Source organism: Pontibacter aydingkolensis, assembly GCF_019443125.1.
Lineage (GTDB): Bacteria > Bacteroidota > Bacteroidia > Cytophagales > Hymenobacteraceae > Pontibacter > Pontibacter aydingkolensis.
On the sequence record NZ_JAHYXK010000013.1, the window covers coordinates 55,707 to 80,475 of the forward strand.

Genomic DNA, 24,769 nt, shown 5'->3' on the forward strand with positions numbered 1-24,769 from the left:
CTTACCTTAGGTAAATATGGCTTAGCTGCAAACCACTTGCTTTTTTGCTAGGCCGTACAACAGTGATAATATTTTTATCTGTAAGCCACGCAGTAAAATCTTTTACATAAGCCAGGTTCATGTCGTCTGCCATTTTCAGGCCTACTGTTTTGGGTGCGGTGGTTTTTCCTGTTTTCGTATCAATCTGCCGCAAGTATAAATCGTGCTTGCCTTTCAGTTCTTCCAGTGTTAGCAGGTGTATATTGTTGCCGCTTACATAAGCACTATAAGAAATACCCGAAAAAGCTTCGTCGGCGGGTGCCTGCTGGTGTTTTAGCAATACAGAACTCCAGGTTGTAGTCATGTACTCATCGTAAGCAAACAGGTGTAGTTCTTTTGCAAAGTATGGCGCATTCTCACCGCCTTCAGTATACTTCTTCTCGGCAATTATTGTCAGGTTGTTTTCTGAAGAGAGCAGGATGTCAGACAGGTAAATATCTTCCAGGCGCGTGGCTGAGCTGCTTTTGTCGAATGCGGTAACTTTATCAACATAGGCTTGAGTAAACCTGAACTCTTCGGCAAAAACCATATCATCGGCTTCAAAATCGAACTTAACAGTTTTCAGGCTATAGTATTTGCCGGTTGCCTCTTCTGCTATCATTACAGCGCCGTAAAGTGTGTTGTTATCAGGCATCAGCTCAAATTTCGAGTCCATGATGTATACTTTTATGCCATCGTATACGCCGCCTACCAATACGCTCATTACTTTTGCTGTTTTAATTCCAGGAGTATACTGCCGTACGGTCAGGCGATTCATTTCTTCAGAGATCAGGCAAACATATTGCTCCCCGCTGTTGCTGAGTTTTATGTCTGCGGTAAGTATGCCCGGCACATCGCTCAGGTTATACTTTGTTTCGGCTACTTTCTGAAAATTGCTGTCGTAAAGTATGCTGCTGATATCCTTTATTTGATGGTTGTTGTCGGTATGGTAGCGGTAAGCAAGTAGTTTAGAGCCATCTGCAGATGCAGCTATACCTGCTCTACGGCCCTTTAGCGGAGCTTCGAGCAGTAAAACCGGCTCATGCTTTTGTCCTGATTGCAGGTTTATGCGGTGCCCGAAAAGCTGCTGCGTGGCTTCATTGGTGCGGAGTGTAATAACAATAGCGGCATCAGCAGACTTAAAGAAAGCTTCAACAGTTTCAGTTTGGTTTAAAGGTATAGTAGTCTGCCATCCCTTCTTCAGTTCTGCATTATACTTTTCTACAGCATAACTGTTTACTTCCTGCCTGCTAAGTATGATAAACTCGCTTTGCGAAACAGGGATAGTTTTATGCGCAATGCGCTGGTTGTATTGATACTCTCCTTTTTCGGGCAGGTATGTAAAGGCTGTTGATGCCCTAGTTCTGGATTGTGCCGATGTTTTGCCTGTGTAAGCAAGTAAGCTAAGCAGCAGAAGTATAGTGAGGAAGTTCTGTTTCACAAGTATAAGTAAGTTTGTCAGATCTAATAAGGATAAGATTTAAAAGTATTAACGATGCAGTTGGTTGCCAAGTATAGTTTTTAAGCTATTGTTTCGCGTGGAACTTGTCAGTTTTTCAGTATATATGTTTGTTCTAAGATATAAAGATATAGCTGTTTTTAAAGTATGATGACATAGTATAACTGGGTGAATAGGTGAATAATTTATGTGTTTACCCAATATACCTAAGTATAGGAAACATGTATATTCTAAACCAAGTACATCTTAGCATACATTGCATACTATGAATTCTATACTCAAACTCTTTTTGTTTATGGGGATAATCCTTATTAGCAAATACACAAAAGAAGAGGAGATAGCAACTGACAATGCGACTATGAAAACTAACCCTGTGGAGAGTTCTTTTACAAATTACCAGCAGCAAAACGAGATGCTTAGCGAGCCTGAGCATGTTAAGGGAAAAGCCGCTGAAATAATTTATTAAGAAGAGGAGGAATATTGAGGAGGATAAACTTTTACTAAATACCAATCTTTGAACCACATTTTGCGGAAAGCAAAGTCAGTTTTTATTCGGTTGTTTTAAAGCGGCTATTATTTTCTGGTTTTAATTGCCTGTGGCTAAGCTACAGGAGAGGCACATTTACGGTTAAATTAACTAGCTTATTCTGCTCCAGTTTACAGTATTAGCACTTAGCGACTGTATATGTCTGCGGATATTTGCATGTTGTGGTTGATCCAACTGAGCATCCTGCTGTAGTACACGCTGCGCTGCGGCGCGTGCCTCCTGAAGTATAGGCGCATCTTTTGCCAGATCCGAGATCAGCAGGTCCAGTACGCCACTTTGCTGTGTACCCATCAGGTCGCCGGGGCCGCGCAGTTTCAGGTCGATGTCTGCTATCTCGAAGCCATTGTTAGTGCGCACCATTGTTTCAAGTCTTGTCTTGCTGTCTTTGCTAAGCTTATAGCCTGTCATAAGTATGCAGTAGCTTTGCTCGGCACCACGGCCCACGCGCCCTCGCAACTGGTGCAGCTGCGACAAACCAAAACGTTCGGCGCTTTCGATGATCATCACGGAGGCATTCGGGACGTTTACACCAACCTCAATTACAGTAGTAGCTACCATAATCTGAGTCTCGTTATGCACAAAGCGCTGCATCTCGTAATCCTTGTCCTGTGGCTTCATTTTGCCATGTACCATACTTACCTTATACTCTGGAAAAGCGCGCTGCACACTTTCAAAGCCGTCCATCAGGTCTTTGTAATTCTCCATCTGCTCCGACTCTTCTATAAGCGGGTACACGATGTATACTTGCCTGCCAAGTTTTATCTGGTCGCGCACAAACTGGAACACACGCAGACGGTGCGAGTCGAAACGATGCACGGTAACAATCTCCTTACGGCCGGCAGGTAGTTCATCAATCACCGACACGTCCAGGTCGCCATACAAGGTCATAGCTAATGTGCGGGGAATAGGAGTGGCTGTCATCACGAGTACATGCGGGATAACGCGCGGGTTTTTGCGCCATAGTTTAGAACGCTGCTCCACGCCAAATCGGTGCTGCTCGTCTACAATGCAAAGGCCCAGGTTCTGAAACTGCACCACATCCTCCAGCAGTGCATGCGTACCCACGATCATTTTCATGTCGCCGGAGCGCAGTTGCTCATGCAGCACTTTACGCTCTTTAGCTTTGGTAGAACCTGTCAGCTTGCCCAGGTTTATACCTAATCTGTCTGCAAATTGCTTTAAGCCGACGTAATGCTGGTCGGCCAGAATCTCAGTTGGAGCCATCAGTACCGACTGTGCCCCATTATCCGCAGCGATAAGCATAGTAATAAAAGCCACGATGGTTTTGCCCGAGCCTACATCGCCTTGCAGCAGGCGGTTCATCTGTTTGCCTGCCGTTAAGTCACCGTAAACCTCCTTCACTACACGCTTCTGCGCATTGGTCAGGTCGAAGGTCATGTGGTTTTTGTAGAAATCGGTAAGTGTGGCGGTGTTCTTAAATATCTGGCCCTTCAGGTCAGCCTTACGCACTACCTTATGACGTAACAGGCGCAACTGTATGTAAAAAAGCTCTTCAAACTTTAGCCTGAACTTAGCCGCGTTATACTTCTCTGTTGACTGCGGGAAATGTATGTTTATAAGTGCGCTACGTTTATCTGTAAGTCTGTAATGATCAATCAGGTCAGGAGAAAGGGTTTCCTGTATGTTAGGCACAGCCACTTTTAGCAAATGCTCCATCATCTTACTGATGACTTTGCTATCGATGCGGTGGGCTTTTAGCTTTTCGGTAGTATTGTAAACCGGCTGAAGGAAGGATGTGGTCTGTTTTTCTTCGGCCAGTTCTTCCAGGTCGGGGTGCGCCATACTAAACCTGCCGTTGAACTCAGTAGGTTTGCCAAATACAATATAATCGGTATGGTTCTTCAGCGATTTCTCCATCCACTTCACACCCTTAAACCATACCAGGTCCAGTTGGTCGCCGTTCTCATCTACCAGCGTTGCCGCCAGTCGTTGCTTTCTGCCCTCGCCAATTACTTCTTTGCCACGCACACGGCCCTTTACCTGCACATAAGGCATACTTTCATCCAGCTCACATACTTTGTAGAACTGGGTGCGGTCGAGGTAACGGAAAGGGTAGTGCTGTATCAGGTCGCCGTAGGTGAAGATCTGCAACTCTTTTTGTAGCAGCTCCGCCCGCATTGGCCCTACGCCTTTCAGGAACTCTATCTTAGTATGGAAGAAGTTGCTCAACTCTTTGTTTTGCCTTTGGTGGTAAGGGTGAAAGTATGAATACAAATTTAAGCAAAAGCCCCGACAGGTGTAATTGCTGACGGGGCTTTTGTATGATACTTTTTACTAAAGACCTCGCAGTGCCCGTAGGTCCTGCGAGTGTCTGGCTGGGGTAAGTTTTGAATGAGCGAATTAGTGCATGGGTGAGTAATTTAACTCCCAAATTTTCTAACTCTTTGATTTTCTAACTTTTCCAGACACTAGCAGGAGCTGCGCATGCTGCTAGGTCTTTAATTTATACTTGCTAAGCTAATAACTAACAACCATCAACCAATAACTACTTTTTCTCCTTCCACTGCAGCGTGTTCAGCATGTGGATGATATCCTTTTTCACAAACTCGATGATCGGAGCCAGGGAGTCATTTTGAGTGGCGGTTCTGAAGTATAAAGCGCCTCTTAAAAAGTGCGTGGTAGAGTCGGTAACGTAAAACTGAAACTGGCTGGGTACTTCGCCCTCCAGTTCAAAAACAGAAGCTATATCGCCTGAGGGTGTCCTGACTTCGGCTTCTTCAATAGAGTATGCCTTTATCTGGTGCTTACCTGTTAGCTTACGCGCATCTTCAATCATGGCGTTCAGCGCTTCGGTGTTCCCTTTCAGGTTTTTGTAAGTCAGCTGCACATCAGCACCCATGCCCGGGTAAAGTATATGTATCCAATGCGGTTGTGCAATGGTAGAAGAGTCGGGTCGGATTTTGGCGTGCTCTGAAAACTCAAAAGTATAGGGGTGCTCTGCCTGCAGCTGCTGGTAAGTTTGCGACGGCAGGTCAATACGATTATAGCCTTTGGGTTTGGGCGTATACTCTGCACCACAGGCTACCATACTTGCCGCTAAAGCAAACCACAGAAATGCCTTTAGCTTAGCTGGCTTTATGGTAGTGTTCTCTTTTATTTCTGACATTGATTTTTACTCGTTTTACACGCTTGGCATCCGCTGACTCTACTGTGAAATGGAAACGGCCATACTGGGCCTCTTCGCCTACGCGCGGTATCCGTGAGAAAAGTGCCAGCATCAGGCCGGCAACTGTCTCGTTCTCGCCTTTTACTTCGTTAAAGGCATCAAAAGGTAGCTCAGCTATCTTACAGAAATCGTGCAGCGACGTTTTACCATCAAAGATAAAGGTATTTTCGTCTAATTGGGAGTAGATAATGTCATCATCGTCATCAAACTCATCGTTGATCTCACCAACAATCTCTTCGATAATATCCTCTAAGGTAAGCAAGCCTGATGTAGTGCCATACTCATTTACCACAATTGCCATGTGTACGTGCTTGTCTTTAAAGTCCTGATACAGGTCGGCAATGCGTTTGTTTTCTGGTACAAAGAACGGCGGCCTTAGCAATTTAAGCCAGTTAAAATCATCGCCCTGGTCTAAGTATGGCAGTAGGTCTTTTACATAAAGTATACCATCTATCTTATCGGTACTTTGAGTATATACCGGCACTCTGGAATATCCCCATTGTACAATCTGGGGCAACAGCTCTGTGAATTTAGTAGTAGAGTTAAAGGCAATCACATCCAGGCGCGGCCGCATGATCTGCCTTACAGTAATGGCTCCGAAGTTAACTACACCGCGTAAGATCTTACGCTCCTCCGGCGACGATTCCTCGTTGGTTAATGCCATGTCCAGGCTTTGGTGCAATTCCTCTATCGTATGGTTATAGCCCCGTATCATATAATGCTTATCGATGTAGCGGCTAATGCCAGACATTATCCACGAAAGCGGCCTTGCGACAAACTGCATGTATTTTATTAGAGGTACAGTACTACGTGCTATAGCCAGCTGGCGCGTTTGTACATATACTTTTGGCAGTAACTCCCCGAAGAAGACAATAAAGAAAGTAGCGAATAATGCGCTTGCCGCCAAAGTAGCAGCCGGTAGCGTTCTGGTTGCAAACAATTGCCAGGCCACATAAGCAAATAGTGTGATGATGCTTACGTTAATGCCGTTGTTGAAAACAAGTAGTGTATTGAGGAGTTTTCTAGGGTTTTGCAACAGGCGATGGATGGTGCGCTCTGCAGGTATGGGACTCGTCCTGCACCTTTCAAGTTCCTGCTCCGACAGCGAAAAAAAAGCTGCTTCTGCCCCGGATACCAGGGCAGAAAGCAGCAAAAGGATTAAGCCAGCAAAAACTGCTGCTATATATTCAATTCTGAGTTGGTCTATCGACGTTTGGAATAACTGAAGTAAACTATAACTCAGGGGGTCTCCGGAATCTAAACTTTCCAAAATTACTTAATTGGGTCAAACATTATTTAGAACGGCAGGTCGTCCGGCTCGTCGTTCTGTGTGGCAGAGGCATTGCCTCCATAGTTGCCGCCGGCAGAAGAAGACGAGGAAGCTGTTTCCTGGTAGTTTCCACCACCTGTGCTGCCATCGCTGCGGCCGCCCAGCATAGTCATGTTATCTGCTACGATCTCGGTAGAATAACGCTGGTTGCCTTCTTTGTCCTGATACTGGCTGGTTCTGATCTTACCTTCAATAAAAACTGACTGACCTTTTTTCAGATACTTTTCAGCAACTTCAGCTAAACCGCGCCACACCACAATGTTGTGCCACTCTGTTTTTTCCTGCTTGTTACCGCTCTTATCCTTGTAGGATTCCGATGTGGCGATAGGGAAACGGGCTACTGCCACGCCGCCTTCTAAATGACGTACTTCAGGGTCTTTGCCCAGATTTCCGATAAGGATTACTTTGTTTACACTTGCCATGTCTTTTTTTGTCTAAATAGTTAATTAATTGGGCTACTCCGGCAACCAAGCCGGAGGCAAATATGGCTTACTGAACTACAAATATATGGTTATAAAAGTTCAGTTTATAAATGTACTAAAATCTTAGCATCTTTCAAATAGTTGCTGATCAAAACAGGTTTCGGGAGTTCGTCTATTTTTTCAGGGCTATAAAGCGCTAACCGGCTCTCTTGCAGAACTTCTTCCTTTAAACGAGAATCAAGCTTGAAATAGTAAAAACGTGCTGTTATTTTCTGATGACTCAGGATATGCTTGTACTCTTTAGAGGGTAGGTTTGCGTGTGAACTGCTTAGCTCTATGCCTGCCTCAGAAAGTTCCCTTATGAGTGCTTCCAGCGCCAGGTCCTTGCTATCTGATTCGTATAAGTAGAAGTCGTAAAGTCCCTGCCAAATGTCTCCTGCCAGCCGCTTACGCATGTAAAAACTCCCTTCAGACTCGAGTACAATGTAATGGAAGAATCTTGGCCTAGCAGCTTTTGCCTTAGATTTAACTGGTAGTTCCTGCACCATGCCATGGTTAAAGGCAAAGCAGCTCTGTTGCAGCGGGCAAAACAGGCAGTCGGGCATAACCGGTGTGCACTGTATAGCCCCAAACTCCATAATAGCTTGATTAAAATTGTCAGGCGCATCTGCAGGAACCAGTTCATCGGCCAGTTTCTGAAATACTTTCCGTGAGGCTGGTGCGGCAATATCCTCTGTAAGTCCAAATACACGCGCCAGCACCCTGAACACGTTCCCATCCAACACAGCAACCTGTTTTTTAAAAGCAAAAGAGGCAATAGCTGCGGCTGTATAGCTGCCAATACCTTTTAGTTTAAGCAGCTCCTCATGCTTGTCCGGGAAGTTGCCGCCATACTTTTCTACCACCAGTTGGGCAGTGTGGTGCATGTTGCGTGCCCGGGAGTAGTAGCCGAGCCCCTGCCACAGGCGCAGTACCTCATCCTGCGGGGCAGCTGCCAGATCGTGCACGGTTGGGTAAGCCTCTGTAAACTTTAAGTAATAGGGCATGCCTTGTGCAACCCTGGTTTGCTGAAGTATAACTTCCGACAGCCATATAAAGTATGGGTCGGTTGTTTCGCGCCAGGGTAGGGCCCGCTTGTGCCGGCTATACCAGTTTATAAGCGTTTGTGAAAAATATAATGCAGGCGTAATAGCCATAGTATGAATTAATTGACTTCTTTTGTGTTGGGATGGAACAGGTAAAAGTAATCATTTGTTCTGAACGCGACCTTATCTGCGCGCTTCCGAAATATAACTGAACATGGCGCGTTAAGGGGAGGTAGTTGTGGCATGGGTATTGCCTTTAACTAAATTATAAGGTTAAAAAGGTAAGTATCAGCCGCTAATAATTTGCACGAATGTTTTTACTTATCGAAAAGTAAAACTACCTTTGTGCCCCGAAAATCAGCAAGTTGATGTAACTAATTGATTCTTAAACGGTGAAAATTATCTTATTATTTAATTTATAAAAATCTAAGAAAGTGACTAAAGCAGAAGTAATATCAGAAATTGCTGATAAAACAGGGATTGATAAGGCGGATGTACAAGCTACAATTGAGGCTTTTTTCAAAGTAGTTAAAGACTCTATGGCTGATGGCAACAACATCTACGTGAGAGGTTTTGGTAGCTTTGTGAACAAGAAGCGCGCGAAGAAAGTAGCACGTAACATTTCTAAAAATACGTCTATTATCATCGATGAACACTTTATTCCGAGCTTTAAGCCGTCTAAAACTTTCATCCAGAAAATCAAAAACAGCAAAAAAATCAAAGAATTAGCTACTGCTTAATTTTTTGTATCTTTGCAGTGCAAATTTTGAAATCATTAATCAATTACTAAGGTAAAAAGAATGTCCCGGTCCCAAATACTGATCGTTGTAATAGCTGTCGCGTTGGTAGCCGCTATGTTCTTTTTGCCTAAAGTAGTTGTTAATGATGACAAAGAGAGCCTGGCAAAAGGCGAAACCACTGCTGCCATACCAGAAGGCCACTCTGAGGATGATGGTCACGGTCATGGTGCAGAAGGCGAAGCTGCATCAGACGTGCATACAATGGCAACGCCAGAGCAAATGATGGCTTTGACTACTGCACGTGCCAAGTATAACAAAGCAACTGATGCCCAGATAAAGAACCGTCTGGCCGCAGAACTGGCAGCTGCTTATGCAACTGCCTCTAAATATGACAGCGCAGGTTATTATTACGAAATAGCAGCAAACGCCCGTGGCGGTGAAAAAAGCTATAAGAGAGCCGGCGATGCCTATTATGAGGCTTTTACATTTGCTGCTACACAGCAACGCGCCGGCGAGTTAGGTGCCAAAGCGCGTAACATGTATGAGCAGGTGCTTAAAAACAATCCGTCTGACCTGGATGCGAAGACAAACGTAGCCATGACTTACATTGCCAGCTCAAACCCTATGCAGGGAATTACGCTGCTTCGTGAGGTTATTGCTACTGATCCTAACAACCAGAAGGCACTGTTTAATCTGGGTATACTTTCTATCCAGTCTACGCAGTATGATAAAGCTGTAGAGCGTTTCCGCCAGTTAGTGGCTGTTAATCCGCAACACGTGGAAGCAACATTTTATTTAGCTTTGTCGCTGGCTAACACAGGCGAAAAAGAAGAAGCCAAAGCACTTTTCAACAAGGTAAAAGGCATGAGCAACGATCCTGCGCTTACTACCTCTGTTGATGAAGAACTGGCTAAATTAAACCAGTAGTTAAAGAATTTTTAAAACATAAACGTACAAGACTATGCCTTGCGGAAAGAAAAGAAAAAGACATAAGATCGCTACTCACAAAAGAAAGAAGCGCCTAAGAAAAAACAGACATAAGAAGAAGTAATTTCTTCTGCGTAGTATGAGGCCCACATTGCTCAGCAATAGTGGGCTTTGGTCTATACATCCAACTAATCTTTGAGAGAAATTGAGTAATGAACTAATTATCAATTCTACTCAGGATGGAGAGCGTATTGCGCTTTTACAGGACAAACGACTGGTAGAGTATCACTTCGAACGTAAAGACACAAATTACATCGTTGGCGATATTTTTCTGGGTACTGTAAAAAAAGTAATGCCAGGCCTAAACGCTGCTTTTATTGATATTGGTTACCAGAAGGATGCTTTTTTGCATTACCTTGATCTGGGCGCCAATATCAAAACGCTTAACAAGTATTTAAAAGCAGCTCAGACTCAGAAGAACGCAACGCCAAAATTAAACCAGCTTAAATTTGAGCCGGAGATAGATAAACTGGGCAAAATAGCTGATGTGCTTAAAAAAGGACAGCAGCTGTTAGTTCAGATCGTAAAAGAACCTATCTCTACCAAAGGCCCAAGACTTTCCTGCGAGATATCTCTGGCAGGCCGCTTTTTGGTACTGGTGCCGTTTTCAAACACGGTAAGCGTATCCAAAAAGATTGTCAGTAAAGAAGAGCGCACCCGGCTAAAGCGTTTGATCACTTCGATCAAGCCCGAAAACTTTGGTGTGATCATCAGAACAGTGGCAGAAGGCCGCGAGGTAGCAGAGCTCGACAGAGACCTGCGCAACATGCTCGCTAACTGGGAAGAAGGCTTTAAGGCGTTGAAAACGGCTAAACCATGTGACAAAGTCATAGGTGAACTAAACCGTTCTTCTTCCATTTTGAGGGATTTGTTAAACGAGAGTTTTGATAACATAGTAGTAGACGATAGTCAGCTCTATGACGAGATCAAGACGTACATCGGAAGTATTGCACCGGATAAGTTAAAGATCCTGAAGCAGTACACCGGCAAAACCAAGACCTACGAACACTTCCACATCGAGAAACAGCTTAAAGCTGCGTTCGGTAAAACAGTAACTATACCAGGTGGCGGATACCTGGTAATAGAGCACACCGAAGCACTGCATGTGATCGACGTGAATAGTGGGAATAAATCTAATACCGAAACCGATCAGGAGGCTACAGCGCTAAACGTGAACATGATGGCTGCCAAAGAGGTAGCACGTCAGCTTCGCCTTCGGGATATAGGTGGTATCATAGTGGTGGACTTTATTGATATGAAGACACCGGAAAACCGCCAGAAAGTATACGAGGTTGTAAAAGAAGAGCTTAAACGTGACCGATCAAAATCCACGGTTCTTCCGATCTCAAAATTTGGCCTGATGCAAATAACGCGTCAGCGTGTAAGGCCAGAGCAAAATATAGTAACCGGCGAGGTTTGCCCAACATGCAACGGTACCGGTAAAATTACAGCCAGTATACTGGTTACAGACGAAATTGAAGCAGCGGTAGACGACCTGCTGACCAGCCACAACCACAAAGGCCTTACAATTTACCTGCACCCGTTTGTGTACGATTATTATACTAAGGGTATGATATCGAAACAAACGAAATGGTTCTTTAAGTACTTTAAGTGGGTGAAACTGGTAAAAGATACATCACTTGGCATTACAGATTTTAAAGTAATGGATGATCGGGGTGATGAGATTGAACTACGTACGACTTTCGTAGAACCGATAGAAGTACAAGACAAAGACGAAGAGTAAAAATATATTTTGCAACAAAAAAGCCGTCCTGATAGCTATCGGGACGGCTTTTTGCTTTTATGTTTTCTGATTAGAACTTTACTCCCACATCCAGCGAGAAGCCGTTGTTCTTAATACCAATGTTCTTGTCATTTAACACATCACGGTAAAAATCGTCGGTGTTGGAAAGGCCTCTGTGATAGGTAAGGCCAGCAAAAAGCTTGGTGCTCTCACCCATCTGGAACTCAGCGCCGCCGCCAAGTATAGCATCGGTCTCAAAAATGCTAAAGCGCTTGGATACTTTTTCGCCGCTGATCACTTTTTTGTCATCAACTTTAGCAGAAACTTTCGTGTTAAGCGAGCCACCAACTTGGAAGTATAAAATAGTGCCTGGGGCAACCTCGTTCGTAAAAAGCTTAAGCGTAACTGGAAGTTCGATATATTGTAAAGAATTATCATCCTTTTCTGTTCTTGAACTGCCAAGTTCATCAACATAGGTATAAGAAATCTCGCCGCCTTTGCTGCGATACACAAGCCCTGTGCTGAAAGCGTAGTTCTGGGCAAAGAAATAATCCGCTACAACGCCAATGCCTAAACCAAGTTTGCCGCCTTCGTTCTTAAAGTTATGCCTATCTTCGGCTATAAAGCGTGGGCTTGATATGGTGGGTGATACCATTAAACCAATTTCAACCTGGGCCATAGACGTAAACCCAGCCAATAAAAAGAGTACTAAGAGTGTGATTTTCTTCATGAGCATAATTAAATTGATGCATTAGTGTTACACTAATACGTAAGAACCCTCTATTTTTGTACAAATATACACGATAATGTATTACAGATTTTTAATACTAGCAGTACTATTATTTACTTTCGGGTGCAAAAAAAAGGGATGTGATATACCCGAAGAGGTAGCTAAAATACCGGTACAGGTTGAAATAGAGCGTTTAGAGAAGCCTTTTTATGGCGCAGATACAAGAGAGGCCATGACCGGGTTTCTGGATAAAAATCCATTGTTCGCAGAAGTATACCTGCAGCGCAGCGAGTACCCTTCCGATTCTGTGCTGATGCGATCGTTGCTGCCTTTAACAAACAATGCATCGCTTGATACATTGGTGCAGGAAGCAGTGGATAAATTTGGCGACATGCAACCAGAGAAGGAGCAATTGGAAACCGCCTTCAAATTTATCAAACACCATTACCCTGATTTTGATCCGCCGCAGGTAAAAACATTTGTAACCGGGCTCGGCACACTGGGCAATGATTTGTTTGTGTCGGATACACTGCTGGTTTTTGGCCTGGATTATTTTATTGGCAAAGACGCTACCTACCGCCCTCAGGCATACGAGTATATTCTGAAGCGCTACGAACGCGAAAAGATGGTGCCTGCTGCCATGCTGCTATTATCTAACCGTTTTAACAAGGCCAACCTGAAAGACAGATCGTTGCTTTCGGAGATGATAAGTATGGGTAAGGCTTACTACTTTGTACAACAGGTGATGCCTTGCACCCCAGATTCTCTGATCATCAGCTACACTGACCAGCAACTGGTAGATGTGCACCACAACGAGGGCCGTATTTGGGCACACTTTATTGAGAAGAGCCTGTTATATGAGAAAAACCCTTTCCAGATCCAGAAATACATCGGCGAACGACCTTCTACGCCAGAAATAGATGGTAAAGCACCGGGGCGTATTGGTACCTGGCTTGGCTGGCAGATCGTGCGTGCTTACATGGAGCGCAACCCTAATGTAACACTGCCTCAGCTGATGGCTGACACAGATTACCGGAAGATTTTCAGCGAGTCGAAGTATAAGCCTAAGAAGAAGTAACCCGATGGGTTAGCCCCTGATGCATATAGCCGTATTTAACCAGCACCACCACAACCCTGATTGCCCTGCTACCTGCAGGCATTATACCTTTTTGGAGGAGCTGGCAAAACGGCACCAGGTTACGCTTATTACCAGCAACGGCTGGCGCAGCATCCGGATAACCGATAAGTATAACTGGGCACCCAAAGGCGTAAAATTGCACGAATGTAAAATACCTTACGCCAATAAGATGGGTATATTGCAGCGCTTCTTCTCTTTTGCGGGCTACGCAGCTTATAGCTTCTGGAAAGGCTTAACTATGCCGAAGCCCGACGTAATCTGGGCCATTTCCACACCACTTAGTACCCCTTGGGTGGCAGCACAGGTTGCAAGTATACGAAACGTGCCATGGGTGTTTGAGGTGCAGGACCTGTGGCCGAGTTTCCCGATAGAGATGGGGGCTGTAAACTATAAATGGATGGAGCAGTTGCTTTATCGCACCGAGAAAAATCTCTATAACAGTGCCAGCCACATTATTACCCTTTCACCGGACATGAGTGCTTATGTAGCTGGCTTAGATATTTCAATCAAAAAAATCACAACAAACTATAACGGCACAGACATAGCTCAGGCAGATGCTATAAGCGAGCAGGAAGTGGAAGAGCTACGCCTAAAGTATAACCTACAGGGGAAACAGGTTGTATTGTATGCCGGCACTTATGGCCGCGCCAACGATATGCTAACCCTGATGAAGACCATCAAAAGTATGGCCGCTGATGCAAGTATAACTTTTATACTTACAGGCAACGGTTACTATGAGCCCCAGCTAAAGGCACTGGCAGCGCAGGTACCTAATTTATTATTGCTGAAGCCACAGCCACGGCCAGAGGTCTTTAATTTGTTCAGGCTTGCGGCTATCTCGCTGGTTACTTTTAACGATCTGCCTGTACTTGCTACCAACTCCCCGTCTAAATTTTACGATAGCCTGGCCTGTAACACTCCTGTAATTGTTACCAACCCCGGCTGGACGAAACGCTTTGTAGAAGAGTATGGAGTAGGCTGGTACACGCCGGCAGAGCAGCCAGAGGCTTTGGCAGAAAGTATAAAGTATGCACTTAGTCAGCCAGAAGAATTGAAAGCAGCAGGAGCCAGAGGAAAAGCAATTGCCTACCAGCTGTTTGACAGGCAGGAGCTGGTAAAGGAGGTTGAGCAGGTGTTGGTTGGATCTGCTAGAGTATAGTTTTTTTCGTAGGGACAGGTCGCGACCTGTCCGGGAAATGGCAGCAGCTATGAATCTTATACTTAGGACATTGGAATAGCAGATGTTTACTGTCACGGTTAATGACAAGTGGATGGACCTGTAAATGATATTGTAAAGTACGAGCCTTTACTTAATTGATAAGCCGTCTTGCGGACAGGTCGCGACCTGTCCCTACAAATCAGCATTACTTGATCAGTTGCTACTTCCCCAGCATCTCTTTAAACGACTCTTTCCCTACAGGCAATTGCTTTAAGTTTCCGATCAAAAGTATAGCCCTGTCAATCCTGAGTTGGCTGCTTTTTACACTAGCCACATAATGGATGATGTAACGTTGCCTGCCGGGTGTGAGGCCATCAAATCGTTTTCTGCCTTCCAGGTCCTGCTGCAGCAGCTCTTCCAGTTCTTCGGGTACCTCCATGCCATACTTGCTTTCGTCTTTCTCCAGCTTTACCCATACGTCGGAGCCGGCCTGTAAAGCCAGTTGTTTCAGGCGTTTGTTGTTGATGCTGATGTAGCCGCTTCCGTTGCCTAAGGCTACCAGGCCACCCTGAAAAGTAAGGCTGTTATTAATGGTGCAGAGCAGGCGCACATTATACTTACCGCCAAGTTGCTGCACTACCTCCTGGGGCACCTCCAGGTAATGCATGCCCAACAGGTGTGACAGTTTATTGATGCAGGTTTTATACTTTATCTCAGGGACGGATTCGGGCATAAGGCAATAGGTTTTGTAGCTGTAATAAAAAATAAGTTTAACTGAAAATGAGCAGTAAGTATAGCATTAGGCAAGTATAAATTCGAGGCTTCGTTGCTTTTTTATTTTATGGCACAGCTTTTGGATAGGCAGAAACAACAGGGCAAATATCCTAGGTTATGGCTCTGTTTATAATAGAACTATCTAACCTTTTTAATAAGAACGAAGATGAAAAAGATCATAGCAATGCTGGCAATGGGTTTGATGATAACCGGTGCGGCTTATGCGCAGGATGCTCCAAAGAAAGACAAAAAGCAACGGACTGAGCAACGCGGAGAGCGCATGCAGAAGCAAAAGAAGTCTCCTGAGGAGATGGCTGCCAAACGCACAGAGATGCTCACAAAAAAGTATGACCTGAACAAATCGCAGGAAAAGAAACTGCAGGCCCTGAACTTGAGACATGCACAGGAGAAACATGCTTTGCACGCCAACCGCGGCGAAGCCAGAGACCATAGGAGCGCACGTGGCGAAATGCAGGGCAGCAAAGCGCGTTACGAGGCCGAGCTAAAGGATATTTTAAACAAAAAGCAGTATGCCCAGTACGAAGCCGATAAAGCTGCAAAACATGCTAAGCATGAGCAAAAGCGTGAACAGCGCAAAGCTCAAAGAGGAGGAAGAATGCAAAGAAGCGAAAGATAAGAGAATGCAAAAAGGGAGGCTACACAGCCTCCCCTTTTTTGTCTACTGTAAAGTATAAACCTACTCTTTCAGAACCATATCAATGCACATAACGGCGCCAAGTATAAGCAGGCGTATGTTGTTATCCTGCGGCACCTGGTCGGTAATGGTAAGTATGTAGTTGTCGGCTGATGTGAAAAGCTCTTTGCCAATGCCAGCCCATTTTTTGCTTACGCGAGCAAACTCCAGGGTATCTTTTACAAATTTAAAGTCCCAGCTGGTCCATTTGCCTTGCAGCGTGAACAGGTAATTATCACCAGCATCTACTATATTAAACTTTCCGCCAATCGAGAAAAATTTCTGCTTTAAACGGCCTATCACTTCATCGTTCTCGTCCAGAATCTCTACTGTGGATACAAACAAGGCTACACCTCTTCGCACAGTCAACACTTTTTCACCGTCGGCGGCTCTTACTTCAATGTTAAAAGGTGTCATTCGCTTGTAATCTGTAAAGCGAATCAGCCTGGTAAAGAAGCCAAGGCTTTCTTCACGGCAGGTCAGGATTTCCTTCTGGGTGTGCGGATCGTAGATATCGTAGTTATTAGCAGCTTTAAAAATGCCGGTATGCTCTTTTACAAAGTATGAATTCTGGTTTAAAATAGGGTGCATGCGGTAAAGTTTAGTATGTTGTAAAGGTAGTTCATACTTTGGATCAAGTATGAACAGACAATATAGGAATTTTGAAGTATAAGCAGTTTCAAATAAAGACCATTTACTCTTGTGCTAAACTCTAAGTGAACCACGAAAGGCCCTGGCAGCATAGTAAGATTGGGCTCCGTTGTGATATATAAATACATGTCCGTAGCGGTAATCACCAAACAAAGCTCCTCCGAGCTTTCTAATTTCAGAAGGTGTTTTTACCCAGCTGGATGTTTTAGCGTCAAATTCTCCAAGTTTTTGCAGGTGCCGGTACTGCTCTTCTGTTAATAGCTCAAGTCCCATAGCAGCAGCCATATCCAAAGCATTGTTTTCCGGCTTGTGTTCTTTTCTGGACTCCAGCCCTTCACGATCATAGCAAACGCTTCGGCGGCCTTTGGGACTTTCCGGTGCACAATCAAAAAAAATATATTCGCCTGTTTTCTTGTCAAAGCCTACTACATCTGGTTCGCCGCCGGTTATTTCCATTTGATAGAGCGACCACAGCTTTTCAGGATTAGCTTGCAGCCTTGCTTGTACTTCAGACCATTCCAGACCTTGATGGCGGCTTTTGTTTTTCTCAAAACGGGCATTTAGCGTTTTAATTAGTTCTTCGCGTTGTGCTGGAGTTAATTCCTTTTTATTTGCCATAGTGAGTGTATAGCATTTTAGTATGCTGGGAGATGGTGTTAATTGTTTGGATTATGTTGATTGAGCCATTATTTATACTTGCACTCAACGGGTTTGGCCATCAGGCGGCGCAGCTGGTTTATGAGTGTGGTTAGTGCGATTAATATAATGGTGATGTATAAGGTTTTTTGTTCTTCTTGAAATACACTTGCAAGTGAACTTGAGAATTGACTTTTTTACCCATAAACTCAGCTGGTTTCCACACCTTGCCTTTCATGATAGCTTTGATTATTTCGTTTTGAAGCTTTGTATTGAGACTATCAATCGAAGTGTATGCTGGATACATTACATCGTAAACTCTCTTAATCTCAAAGTTCTTTTGCTTTCTGTGTACTGCTATTACACTAATTTTACCTTTAGTATCAACATTGATGATAAAGTTTTGAAAATTTGAGTCATCAAGGCCACTGTAGAGTTCACTATCTACTTGAATCAGCAGCGTGTCCAGCGGAACCTTAGGCTCAGGCTTTTGATATTCTTCTGAATATGCAATGTTCCGAATCGCGGTTCTCTCGAAAATAATCTTATTTAGGTCTATACTGTTACCTAACTTTAAGATTTCCAATTCTTCCTTCCTGATATTCTCAAAGGAGCTATAAGGCTTGGAGTTAGAGCAGAAGTAGCCAAAAGCTAAATCTCCTTTATACTCATAGGCGTAAACGAGCCAGCTTTCTCCTTCATTTACACTAAAGTCGCATGAAGTATAGTTTCCTGTGTACCTGCCTTCTGCATTTTGAGTGAATGTGAGCTCTTTGGGTTTTGCCTTATTTGCTTTAAAGTGCTTATCTATTTTTAGAGTAACTGTATAGGTCAGGGAGTCGGCTGCATATTCCTTTTCAATAACTGAACCCCAAATAACATACTTCGATTGTAGGAATTCCAGAGCGACAGGTGGTGGATCGCAGGAGCATGCCAAAGAATACAATGGAAGTAGTAAGAACGTGATTAATGCATATTTCATTATTTGCTTTTATTTGCCCTAGCTAGTGTATTAACGGAAGTCTATTCGGCTTATCTGTTGATTTTGACAGATAAACTGAATTATATAAATGTAATATAGTATAAACTATATCAACCCACAACCAAAAAAGCCCACCGCAACAATAGTCGCAGCAGGCTTCCATACTTTATACTTTAACCCTATTACATTCCACCCACCTTGTTCTCCGGGTCATCGGGAATATTCGGAAAGTATTTTTGGAAAAAGGCGCAAAAGTGAGTGAGGGGGCATTCTTCGCATTTAGGACGGCGGGCAACACAGATATAGCGGCCATGAAGTATAAGCCAGTGGTGCGCTTTGGCTACCAGGTCGTTTGGCAGGTTGCTTACCAGCTGCTTTTCTACCTCTAGTGGGGTTTTCGCTTTTTTATCAACCAACCCTAAGCGTTTACTTACACGGAACACGTGCGTATCTACGGCCATGGCAGGCTGGTTCCAGATAACCGATACAATAACGTTGGCTGTTTTGCGGCCTACGCCGGGCAGCTTTACCAGCTGCTCCACGGTATCGGGGATTTCGGAGTTAAACTGCTCTACCAGCATTTTACCCAGGCCGGCAAGGTGCTTTGCCTTGTTGTTGGGGTAGGATATACTTTTAATGTAAGGGAATATCTCTTCCGGGGCAGCCGCTGCCAGGTGCTCCGGCGTAGGAAAAGCCTCGAACAGGGCAGGCGTAACCATGTTTACGCGCTTATCGGTGCATTGCGCGCTAAGTACAACGGCAAGTATAAGCTCGTAGGGGTTGGTGTACGCGAGTTCGGTTTCAGGCTCCGGGAAGTTCTGTGTAAAGTAGTCTACCAGCAGCCTGTAACGTTGTTTCTTAAGCATAAAAAAAGTTTGCAATCGGTTAAGACTGCAAACTTAAGCTTTTTGAGTAATTAAGTATATTTTGTACAGCGCGCTGGTGTGGGCTTTTAAGCGCAGTGTCTAAAAGGTTCTGGATCTGTAAGAGCTCGGAGCAGCCTTCAGCCAGCTCGTTGTCGTGCATAAATGCCGCTTCCAGCTGCGTGCAGGCATCATCTGCCAACTCGTTATATACATACTGGATCAGCTCATTCTGAGTAGAGGTTTTTATCATAAGCAATATTACTGTTTAGCATCTTTTTCCTCAGGTTTATAAGCGCATAGCGCATACGGCCTAAGGCAGTGTTGATGCTCACACCAGTAGAGTCTGCTATCTCCTGAAAGCTCATGTCGGCGTAATGGCGCATCATAAGCACTTCCCGCTGCGACTGCGGCAGCGTTTGGATAAGCTCTCTTAAACGGGCATGGGTGTCCTCTTTTACCTGGAACTGCTCCGCAGAGTCTTCTGCAAAAGCCATGGTATTGAACACATTGCTACCGTCTTCCAGCGTGATCATCGGGCTACGTTTCTCTTTGCGGAAAAAGTCGATTGCCAGGTTATGGGCAATACGGCATATCCAGGAAGAGAACTTGCCTTCTTCGTTATACCTGCCGCTCTTCATGGTGTGGATAGCTTTAATAAAAGCATCCTGCATCAGGTCTTCGGCTGTATACGTGTCCTTTACAATTAATAAGATCGTGGTGTAAACTTTGTTTTTGTGTCTGTTTACTAGCTGTTCAAACGCATTCTCATTACCTGCGATGTAAAGCGAGACTAAAGCAGAGTCGCTTACTTGCGTAGTTGTATTCATCTTAAAGCTACATTAGTTTAACGTAGAGCTTTATATCATATTGTTGCGTTTAGGTTTTTAAACAAAGTTTTTTTGAAGTGAAGAATCAAATATATGTAATGCATTTTATTTGTGCAAGCCTGGCATCGTACCCTTGCCTAAATAAATTTGTTACCTTCAGCATTATCAAAGCTTCCGGTGCAGAAGCTTACTATAGTTGATAAAACCTTATACGGTAGGATAATATAAAAGAGTGTTAAAATCCTTCAATTTAGTTTTCCACATATAGTAAATGTGCCTTGTTTTAATAATTAGGCGGTTTCTGAATAAGTTGTGTGAAAGAATTAAGTTATTACGCTGCATTAGAGCATGCATCAACTGCGGAAATTTAAAGATATAATTAAGCTGCTGAGCCAGAATTTTTAAGCAGATTAAAGCAAAAACGGCCTTAATTTATAAGGCCGTTTTTAATGCTTATACTGTATGTCTGAAAATAGATAGTTGCAGATTGGAGTGTGTCATGCAAGTGCTTACACGGCGGGTGCCGTTAAACGTTTTACTTGCCTGTAACTATACTATAGGCTGCCTGGTACGTGTATCGATCATGCCCATCTTCATCTGAAAAACCTGTGCAATGCTGATAGCTTTTTGTTTTGCTTCGGCTGCCTTGTCGCCTTCAAACAGTTTGTCTATAGTTTTTGTAAACAGCTCCACCCACCGGCTAAAGTGATGCCGCTCTATTGGTAAGCTCACGTGCTTCGGAAATGGCTGGCCTTTATAAGCCATGCTTCCCAATAGCACGGTACTCCAGAAAGTATACATCAGGGGCAGATGGGTATCCCAGTTTACTTTAGCAAAACCGTTAAAAACCGGCGACAGCAACTCGTCCTGGTTTACGGCATCGTAAAAAGTATTAACCAGTAATTTAATATCCTCTTCGTTTTCCAGGTCTCGTTTCATTAATCTCTTTGCTTATTGCTATTGCTCTTACAGCTGACTAAATCAGTTTGTTAGCTGTATAAGAGCAGTATTCTTAAAAAGAAGCACAAGTTTAAGGGCTTTTTTGCTACAAGAAAATGATATAGGTCACTTTGAAGTATAAACTTTAAAACAAAGTATAACCGTTGAGCCGGACATTAGCAGTAACCGGAAAGTATCGGGCATAAAAAATCCTTCGAAAGAGCTGAGGATTCTTGCCGAAGGATAATTTGCTAAATAAAATCGGGTATTATTTCCTGCTATAGCCTTTCAGGCGGTTTAAGATCAGGAGTAGTTTACGGTTGATTTCACGTTCTTCTACAGGTTTGCACTGCGCCGTAATGTCGCATGGTTTCTGTAGTTTTTTCTCTACTGCTTTTAAATGTTCCAGGTAGCACTCTAGCGTGGTGCAGGATACATTTTTAAGTGTATCGTCGGTGGTGTCAGTTTCAGTTTTATACTTCAGGTTAATAGCTTTCGAAATCTCAACATTGATCATCTTTGTCAAGTCAGCATCAGTCATTATCTCCTGCTGGTACACCTTTCGCTCAATGTTCTCCAATAAATATCGGATGTCCAGTTGCTTCATAATTCAAACTTTAATAGTGGTAAGATGTTTTATATAATGCCTTGCGGCAATTTAAAGTACGCTAAAATTGCAAGCGCACACTAACGAAAAAGTTAAAATAGCAATACGTTAATCTTTACTTAGTTTTAGTAACAAGACTTTAACAGAATGGTTACTTTGAAATAATTTTTAAAAAGGCCGAATGGCTATAGCTGTGTTTCTGCGCAGATGGCGAGCTATAAATTTTTATACTTAAGATGTACGCGTTGTGTTGCCCTTTAAACCCATAAAAAAGTTAAAAAAACGAAGGCGGGTTGGCATAGCTGGGGCAGTATTGGATTGTTTATACTTTTAAATGACGCTTTGCTCGCTGCAAACAATGTTTTTAACTGGTTTTAAGCCTGATTTTAAGAATCTGCTAAGTGTAATATTTATGATGCAAATACCCGGCCTGAGGACTGCAATATCTGAACAGGAACCAGTGCATGGCAGCGGCAGTTTATGTAGCTTTGTGCCCTCTTAATTTACTTTACCCCAATTCATGAAGCTTACCTCCCCGCACGACCCTTTCGCGGTACTGCGCATTCCGGATTTCAGGTTGTATGTTTCGGCCCGGCTATGTATAACACTGGCCATGCAGATACAGGCCGTAATTGTTGGCTGGCAGATCTACGATATTACCAAAGACCCGCTTTCGCTGGGGCTTATTGGTCTGGCTGAGGCTCTGCCTTCCATAGTTGTATCGTTGTATGCGGGCTATGTAGCCGATGTGGTGGTGCGTAAAAAGATCATTGTAGCAGTTATTATAGTGTTGTTATTTTGCTCTGCTGCGCTGCTGTTCTTTACATTGGATGTCAGCCAAATACTACAGCAGCACGGGGTAATGCCTATTTATGCGATAATCTTTTTAAGCGGACTTGCCCGTGGGTTTATGGGGCCGGCTGTGTTTTCGTTTATGCCACAGTTAGTAGCCAACAAGCAGCTTTATGCCAATGCCATTACCTGGAGCACTACCACCTGGCAGGCAGCCTCGCTGGCTGGCCCGGCTTTGGGTGGCCTGATCTATGGTTTCTGGGGTGTAAGTATGGCTTATTCCGCAGATCTGGTACTGGTATTGCTATCGCTGGTGTTTTTCACACTCATCGCTTCCAGGCCTTTGCCCGAAAATGCCAACCCACAAAATTTTAAAGACAGCCTGCGCACCGGTTTAAAGTTTGTATTTGGCAACCAAATTATACTTAGCGCCATCTCCCTTGATCTTTTTGCCGTACTTTTTGGCGGAGCTGTAGCTTTGCTGCCTGTTTTTGCCTCCGATATATTGAATATGGGTCCCGAAGCGCTTGGCTTTATGAGAGCCGCACCTGCAGTAGGCTTTGTGCTGATGGCAGTAGTTATGGCTTATAAACCTATATCGCGGAATGCAGGCAGGAAAATGCTGTGGTGCGTGGCAGGGTTTGGAGTGTGTATCGTGCTGTTTGGCCTTTCTACTAATTTCTGGTTCTCGATGGTGCTGCTGGCCTTAAGCGGCGCTTTTGATAGTATAAGCGTTATCATCCGCTCTACCCTCATCCATACGTTAACTCCTGAATACATGAAAGGCAGGGTGTCGTCTGTGAACAGTATTTTCGTGGGCTCCTCTAACGAAATAGGCGCATTCGAATCTGGGTTTACGGCAAGGCTAATGGGTACCGTACCTGCTGTGGTGTTTGGTGGCCTGATGACATTGCTGGTAGTTGGGGTAACAGCTTTTAAAGCAGATAAACTCCGCAACCTGGACATGACACCTAAACCGGAGTTGGCTTAGTATACTTTTTATACAAAAGCAGAGACGCCCCAGAGCAGGTATCGTCCGGGGCGCCTCTTTTCTTTTTACGGAATCGCTATTTAGCTGTTTCCTTTTTCTCTTGTTGGGCTTTGTTGGCTTTGCGTGGGCGTCTGTTGCCGTACGTGCCTTTGGTAATTTTGCCTTTGCGTGATTTTTTATCGCCTTTTCCCATAAGTGATTTGGTTAGTATGGTTAGTTACTATTTAGCCATACGCACAAAGTATAAAAACAGGTTACTTATACTTTAATTACTCCAGTATAACCCGCTGGTGCACTACCTCATCGCCGGAAGTGGCTGTAAGTATAAATAACCCTTTATACTGGCGCAGCTCATCAGGGCTTAGCTGCACGGCTCCACGTTGTACCAACTTTGTGAGTACTACCTTACCCGACATGTCTTTTAACTCCAGCAGGGTTTGGCGCGTTTCCCTGCTATTTCGGATAAGTACTTCGCAGTTACCGTTGCGGCAAGGGTTTGGTGCCATCGTAACCTGCATAGCGGTTGCCCTGTCGTTGCTTACAGCAATAGTTTTGGAGTATTCAAACTGTCCGTCGTAATCCACTTGCTTTAGCCTGTAGTAATTTGTGCCTTGTAGTGGGTTTATATCGAGGTAAGTATAGTTTATGGCTATACTTGAGTTACCGTTACCATTTACTTTAGCTATTTGCTCAAAGGCCTGGCCGTCAGCACTGCGTTCTACCTCAAAGTGGCTGTTATTTTCTTCGCTGGCTGTACTCCAGTTCAGGGTGATACCGTTTTGGGTTGGCAGGCCTGTAAAGCTGGTTAGTTCTACTGCCAGTGGTATAAGTGCGCCGCAATCCAGGGCTTCATCCCAGATAATATCTACTGTTACTCTTTGGCCGCTAGTAAATTCTATTGTTAGTTTCAGCTTGCCATCCTTAAATGAGTTTTCGTTTACCACAAAAGCATAGGTCTGGATTACGCCAGGTTGTATCTGGTTGCCTGTAAGTATAACTGCCTGCCCTTGTGTTGGTGTTAACCTTATTTCTGTAACGTCGGTGCATGCCTGAAAAATAATCTCTACATCAAGCTTCGGGTTCTGGCTTTCGCCGGGCAGGTTTACGTGGGGTGTAACGCTTTGGTATCCTAAGGTAATGCAGCCATCTGGCGATGCGTAGAAGCATTCTTGGTCTGGCAGGTTGGTGTTTTGGGCCTGCGCCTTATCAGGCAGATAGCTGCAGAATACAAGAAGAAGAGCAGTGTATAGTAATAAAGTATACTTTTTCATAGTATGGGTATTTAAGTTCTTTCTCACGATAGCATCAGCAGCATACCCCTAAGCAAAACAGGTAAATGTGGCAGGTTGCCTTAGAGAAGGGTGTAGGCCCTAAGGCCAAATGTAGCATTGCAGTTTATGTGCAAACCAGGAAGGGCAATGATACCTGGTAACAGGATAGCTGCCAGGCAAAGCGTGTCTTTTA

At 44.1% G+C, this 24,769-nt stretch carries 26 protein-coding genes; 8 read left to right on the forward strand and 18 right to left on the reverse strand.

The genetic code is table 11. The annotated features are described in order from the left end of the window. Nucleotide 1 precedes the first annotated feature (1 nt). Nucleotides 2-1,459, reverse strand: a complete 1,458-nt coding sequence (locus K0O23_RS14655; protein WP_219878191.1) for a hypothetical protein — start codon at nucleotides 1,457-1,459, stop codon at nucleotides 2-4. A gap of 283 nt (nucleotides 1,460-1,742) precedes the next feature. Here K0O23_RS14655 and K0O23_RS14660 point away from each other — a divergent pair, with 283 nt between their 5' ends. Further along, nucleotides 1,743-1,943 (forward strand): hypothetical protein, encoded by a 201-nt coding sequence (locus tag K0O23_RS14660; RefSeq protein WP_219878192.1) that lies wholly within the window; start codon nucleotides 1,743-1,745, stop codon nucleotides 1,941-1,943. 171 nt (nucleotides 1,944-2,114) lie between these two features. Here K0O23_RS14660 and recG read toward each other — a convergent pair whose 3' ends face one another. The 5 genes from recG to mutY form a co-directional block, all read right to left on the reverse strand. Next, a complete protein-coding gene (gene recG / locus K0O23_RS14665) occupies nucleotides 2,115-4,214 on the reverse strand; it encodes an ATP-dependent DNA helicase RecG (protein WP_219878243.1) in 2,100 nt (699 codons plus the stop codon). Between the two features lie 316 nt (nucleotides 4,215-4,530). Then, entirely contained in the window at nucleotides 4,531-5,073 is a 543-nt protein-coding gene (gldD, locus tag K0O23_RS14670) for a gliding motility lipoprotein GldD (RefSeq protein ID WP_219878244.1), read from the reverse strand. A gap of 37 nt (nucleotides 5,074-5,110) precedes the next feature. Next, nucleotides 5,111-6,481 (reverse strand): gliding motility-associated protein GldE, encoded by a 1,371-nt coding sequence (gene gldE / locus K0O23_RS14675; protein WP_246597130.1) that lies wholly within the window; start codon nucleotides 6,479-6,481, stop codon nucleotides 5,111-5,113. 26 nt (nucleotides 6,482-6,507) lie between these two features. Next, complete coding sequence (locus tag K0O23_RS14680) at nucleotides 6,508-6,963, reverse strand: single-stranded DNA-binding protein (RefSeq protein ID WP_219878193.1); 456 nt, start codon at nucleotides 6,961-6,963, stop codon at nucleotides 6,508-6,510. A 104-nt stretch (nucleotides 6,964-7,067) separates the two neighbouring features. After that, entirely contained in the window at nucleotides 7,068-8,159 is a 1,092-nt protein-coding gene (mutY, locus tag K0O23_RS14685) for an A/G-specific adenine glycosylase (RefSeq protein WP_219878194.1), read from the reverse strand. A 323-nt stretch (nucleotides 8,160-8,482) separates the two neighbouring features. Here mutY and K0O23_RS14690 point away from each other — a divergent pair, with 323 nt between their 5' ends. From K0O23_RS14690 to K0O23_RS14700, 3 genes are all read left to right on the forward strand, one after another. Further along, nucleotides 8,483-8,788 (forward strand): HU family DNA-binding protein, encoded by a 306-nt coding sequence (locus K0O23_RS14690; RefSeq protein ID WP_187068752.1) that lies wholly within the window; start codon nucleotides 8,483-8,485, stop codon nucleotides 8,786-8,788. Between the two features lie 60 nt (nucleotides 8,789-8,848). Continuing rightward, nucleotides 8,849-9,715 (forward strand): tetratricopeptide repeat protein, encoded by an 867-nt coding sequence (locus tag K0O23_RS14695; protein ID WP_246597131.1) that lies wholly within the window; start codon nucleotides 8,849-8,851, stop codon nucleotides 9,713-9,715. Between the two features lie 205 nt (nucleotides 9,716-9,920). Beyond that, nucleotides 9,921-11,519 carry an Rne/Rng family ribonuclease gene (locus K0O23_RS14700; protein WP_219878195.1) on the forward strand — a complete coding sequence of 533 codons (1,599 nt, stop codon included), beginning with the start codon at nucleotides 9,921-9,923 and terminating at the stop codon, nucleotides 11,517-11,519. Between the two features lie 70 nt (nucleotides 11,520-11,589). Here the strand turns inward: K0O23_RS14700 and K0O23_RS14705 are convergent, their stop codons facing one another. Next, a complete protein-coding gene (locus K0O23_RS14705) occupies nucleotides 11,590-12,249 on the reverse strand; it encodes a porin family protein (protein ID WP_246597132.1) in 660 nt (219 codons plus the stop codon). A 76-nt stretch (nucleotides 12,250-12,325) separates the two neighbouring features. On the opposite strand from K0O23_RS14705, the gene gldB reads away from it, so the two are divergent. Further along, nucleotides 12,326-13,327, forward strand: a complete 1,002-nt coding sequence (gene gldB, locus K0O23_RS14710) for a gliding motility lipoprotein GldB (protein ID WP_219878197.1) — start codon at nucleotides 12,326-12,328, stop codon at nucleotides 13,325-13,327. Between the two features lie 19 nt (nucleotides 13,328-13,346). Further along, a complete protein-coding gene (locus K0O23_RS14715; protein ID WP_219878198.1) occupies nucleotides 13,347-14,546 on the forward strand; it encodes a glycosyltransferase family 4 protein in 1,200 nt (399 codons plus the stop codon). Nucleotides 14,547-14,766: 220 nt separating this feature from the next. Here K0O23_RS14715 and K0O23_RS14720 read toward each other — a convergent pair whose 3' ends face one another. Then, nucleotides 14,767-15,279 (reverse strand): YdeI/OmpD-associated family protein, encoded by a 513-nt coding sequence (locus tag K0O23_RS14720; protein WP_219878199.1) that lies wholly within the window; start codon nucleotides 15,277-15,279, stop codon nucleotides 14,767-14,769. A gap of 207 nt (nucleotides 15,280-15,486) precedes the next feature. Between K0O23_RS14720 and K0O23_RS14725 the strand changes: the two genes are divergently transcribed. Beyond that, the gene (locus K0O23_RS14725; RefSeq protein WP_219878200.1) at nucleotides 15,487-15,957 is read left to right on the forward strand and encodes a hypothetical protein; all 471 of its coding nucleotides are present in this window, start codon (nucleotides 15,487-15,489) and stop codon (nucleotides 15,955-15,957) included. Between the two features lie 60 nt (nucleotides 15,958-16,017). Here K0O23_RS14725 and K0O23_RS14730 read toward each other — a convergent pair whose 3' ends face one another. From K0O23_RS14730 to K0O23_RS14765, 8 genes are all read right to left on the reverse strand, one after another. Continuing rightward, nucleotides 16,018-16,605, reverse strand: a complete 588-nt coding sequence (locus K0O23_RS14730; RefSeq protein WP_219878201.1) for a phospholipid scramblase-related protein — start codon at nucleotides 16,603-16,605, stop codon at nucleotides 16,018-16,020. A 114-nt stretch (nucleotides 16,606-16,719) separates the two neighbouring features. Next, nucleotides 16,720-17,283, reverse strand: coding sequence for a DUF4256 domain-containing protein (locus K0O23_RS14735; protein ID WP_219878202.1), 564 nt, complete (start codon nucleotides 17,281-17,283; stop codon nucleotides 16,720-16,722). Nucleotides 17,284-17,422: 139 nt separating this feature from the next. Further along, nucleotides 17,423-18,283: a hypothetical protein gene (locus tag K0O23_RS14740; protein WP_219878203.1), complete on the reverse strand. Its 861-nt coding sequence runs from the start codon at nucleotides 18,281-18,283 to the stop codon at nucleotides 17,423-17,425. A gap of 182 nt (nucleotides 18,284-18,465) precedes the next feature. After that, nucleotides 18,466-19,149 carry an endonuclease III gene (gene nth / locus K0O23_RS14745; RefSeq protein WP_219878204.1) on the reverse strand — a complete coding sequence of 228 codons (684 nt, stop codon included), beginning with the start codon at nucleotides 19,147-19,149 and terminating at the stop codon, nucleotides 18,466-18,468. A gap of 19 nt (nucleotides 19,150-19,168) precedes the next feature. Next, nucleotides 19,169-19,399, reverse strand: a complete 231-nt coding sequence (locus K0O23_RS14750) for a hypothetical protein (protein ID WP_219878205.1) — start codon at nucleotides 19,397-19,399, stop codon at nucleotides 19,169-19,171. Next, nucleotides 19,374-19,976, reverse strand: a complete 603-nt coding sequence (locus tag K0O23_RS14755) for an RNA polymerase sigma factor (RefSeq protein WP_219878206.1) — start codon at nucleotides 19,974-19,976, stop codon at nucleotides 19,374-19,376. Before K0O23_RS14755 ends, K0O23_RS14750 begins: the two co-directional genes overlap by 26 nt. A gap of 549 nt (nucleotides 19,977-20,525) precedes the next feature. Continuing rightward, nucleotides 20,526-20,915 (reverse strand): group III truncated hemoglobin, encoded by a 390-nt coding sequence (locus K0O23_RS14760; RefSeq protein WP_219878207.1) that lies wholly within the window; start codon nucleotides 20,913-20,915, stop codon nucleotides 20,526-20,528. A 268-nt stretch (nucleotides 20,916-21,183) separates the two neighbouring features. Continuing rightward, entirely contained in the window at nucleotides 21,184-21,522 is a 339-nt protein-coding gene (locus tag K0O23_RS14765) for a hypothetical protein (RefSeq protein WP_219878208.1), read from the reverse strand. A gap of 520 nt (nucleotides 21,523-22,042) precedes the next feature. Here K0O23_RS14765 and K0O23_RS14770 point away from each other — a divergent pair. Further along, entirely contained in the window at nucleotides 22,043-23,305 is a 1,263-nt protein-coding gene (locus tag K0O23_RS14770) for an MFS transporter (protein WP_219878209.1), read from the forward strand. A gap of 76 nt (nucleotides 23,306-23,381) precedes the next feature. Here K0O23_RS14770 and K0O23_RS14775 read toward each other — a convergent pair whose 3' ends face one another. Both K0O23_RS14775 and K0O23_RS14780 read right to left on the reverse strand, forming a co-directional pair. Continuing rightward, nucleotides 23,382-23,498 carry a 30S ribosomal protein THX gene (locus K0O23_RS14775; RefSeq protein WP_219878210.1) on the reverse strand — a complete coding sequence of 39 codons (117 nt, stop codon included), beginning with the start codon at nucleotides 23,496-23,498 and terminating at the stop codon, nucleotides 23,382-23,384. Nucleotides 23,499-23,574: 76 nt separating this feature from the next. Next, nucleotides 23,575-24,576: a T9SS type A sorting domain-containing protein gene (locus tag K0O23_RS14780; RefSeq protein WP_219878211.1), complete on the reverse strand. Its 1,002-nt coding sequence runs from the start codon at nucleotides 24,574-24,576 to the stop codon at nucleotides 23,575-23,577. Nucleotides 24,577-24,769 lie beyond the last annotated feature (193 nt).

What these genes read in the sequence shown, in the direction of transcription:
- K0O23_RS14735 (WP_219878202.1), bottom strand. Translation starts at nt 17,283, where the DNA reads ATGGCAAATAAAAAGGAATTAACTCCAGCACAACGCGAAGAACTAATT.
- K0O23_RS14680 (WP_219878193.1), bottom strand. Translation starts at nt 6,963, where the DNA reads ATGGCAAGTGTAAACAAAGTAATCCTTATCGGAAATCTGGGCAAAGAC.
- K0O23_RS14765 (WP_219878208.1), bottom strand. Translation starts at nt 21,522, where the DNA reads ATGAAGCAACTGGACATCCGATATTTATTGGAGAACATTGAGCGAAAG.
- K0O23_RS14780 (WP_219878211.1), bottom strand. Translation starts at nt 24,576, where the DNA reads ATGAAAAAGTATACTTTATTACTATACACTGCTCTTCTTCTTGTATTC.
- nth (WP_219878204.1), bottom strand. Translation starts at nt 19,149, where the DNA reads ATGCTTAAGAAACAACGTTACAGGCTGCTGGTAGACTACTTTACACAG.
- K0O23_RS14750 (WP_219878205.1), bottom strand. Translation starts at nt 19,399, where the DNA reads ATGATAAAAACCTCTACTCAGAATGAGCTGATCCAGTATGTATATAAC.
- K0O23_RS14725 (WP_219878200.1), top strand. Translation starts at nt 15,487, where the DNA reads ATGAAAAAGATCATAGCAATGCTGGCAATGGGTTTGATGATAACCGGT.
- K0O23_RS14770 (WP_219878209.1), top strand. Translation starts at nt 22,043, where the DNA reads ATGAAGCTTACCTCCCCGCACGACCCTTTCGCGGTACTGCGCATTCCG.
- gldB (WP_219878197.1), top strand. Translation starts at nt 12,326, where the DNA reads ATGTATTACAGATTTTTAATACTAGCAGTACTATTATTTACTTTCGGG.
- gldD (WP_219878244.1), bottom strand. Translation starts at nt 5,073, where the DNA reads ATGGTAGCCTGTGGTGCAGAGTATACGCCCAAACCCAAAGGCTATAAT.
- K0O23_RS14755 (WP_219878206.1), bottom strand. Translation starts at nt 19,976, where the DNA reads ATGAATACAACTACGCAAGTAAGCGACTCTGCTTTAGTCTCGCTTTAC.
- K0O23_RS14720 (WP_219878199.1), bottom strand. Translation starts at nt 15,279, where the DNA reads ATGCCCGAATCCGTCCCTGAGATAAAGTATAAAACCTGCATCAATAAA.
- K0O23_RS14705 (WP_246597132.1), bottom strand. Translation starts at nt 12,249, where the DNA reads ATGAAGAAAATCACACTCTTAGTACTCTTTTTATTGGCTGGGTTTACG.
- K0O23_RS14695 (WP_246597131.1), top strand. Translation starts at nt 8,849, where the DNA reads ATGTCCCGGTCCCAAATACTGATCGTTGTAATAGCTGTCGCGTTGGTA.
- K0O23_RS14730 (WP_219878201.1), bottom strand. Translation starts at nt 16,605, where the DNA reads ATGCACCCTATTTTAAACCAGAATTCATACTTTGTAAAAGAGCATACC.
- K0O23_RS14760 (WP_219878207.1), bottom strand. Translation starts at nt 20,915, where the DNA reads ATGAAACGAGACCTGGAAAACGAAGAGGATATTAAATTACTGGTTAAT.
- K0O23_RS14715 (WP_219878198.1), top strand. Translation starts at nt 13,347, where the DNA reads ATGCATATAGCCGTATTTAACCAGCACCACCACAACCCTGATTGCCCT.
- K0O23_RS14740 (WP_219878203.1), bottom strand. Translation starts at nt 18,283, where the DNA reads ATGAAATATGCATTAATCACGTTCTTACTACTTCCATTGTATTCTTTG.
- mutY (WP_219878194.1), bottom strand. Translation starts at nt 8,159, where the DNA reads ATGGCTATTACGCCTGCATTATATTTTTCACAAACGCTTATAAACTGG.
- K0O23_RS14775 (WP_219878210.1), bottom strand. Translation starts at nt 23,498, where the DNA reads ATGGGAAAAGGCGATAAAAAATCACGCAAAGGCAAAATTACCAAAGGC.
- K0O23_RS14660 (WP_219878192.1), top strand. Translation starts at nt 1,743, where the DNA reads ATGAATTCTATACTCAAACTCTTTTTGTTTATGGGGATAATCCTTATT.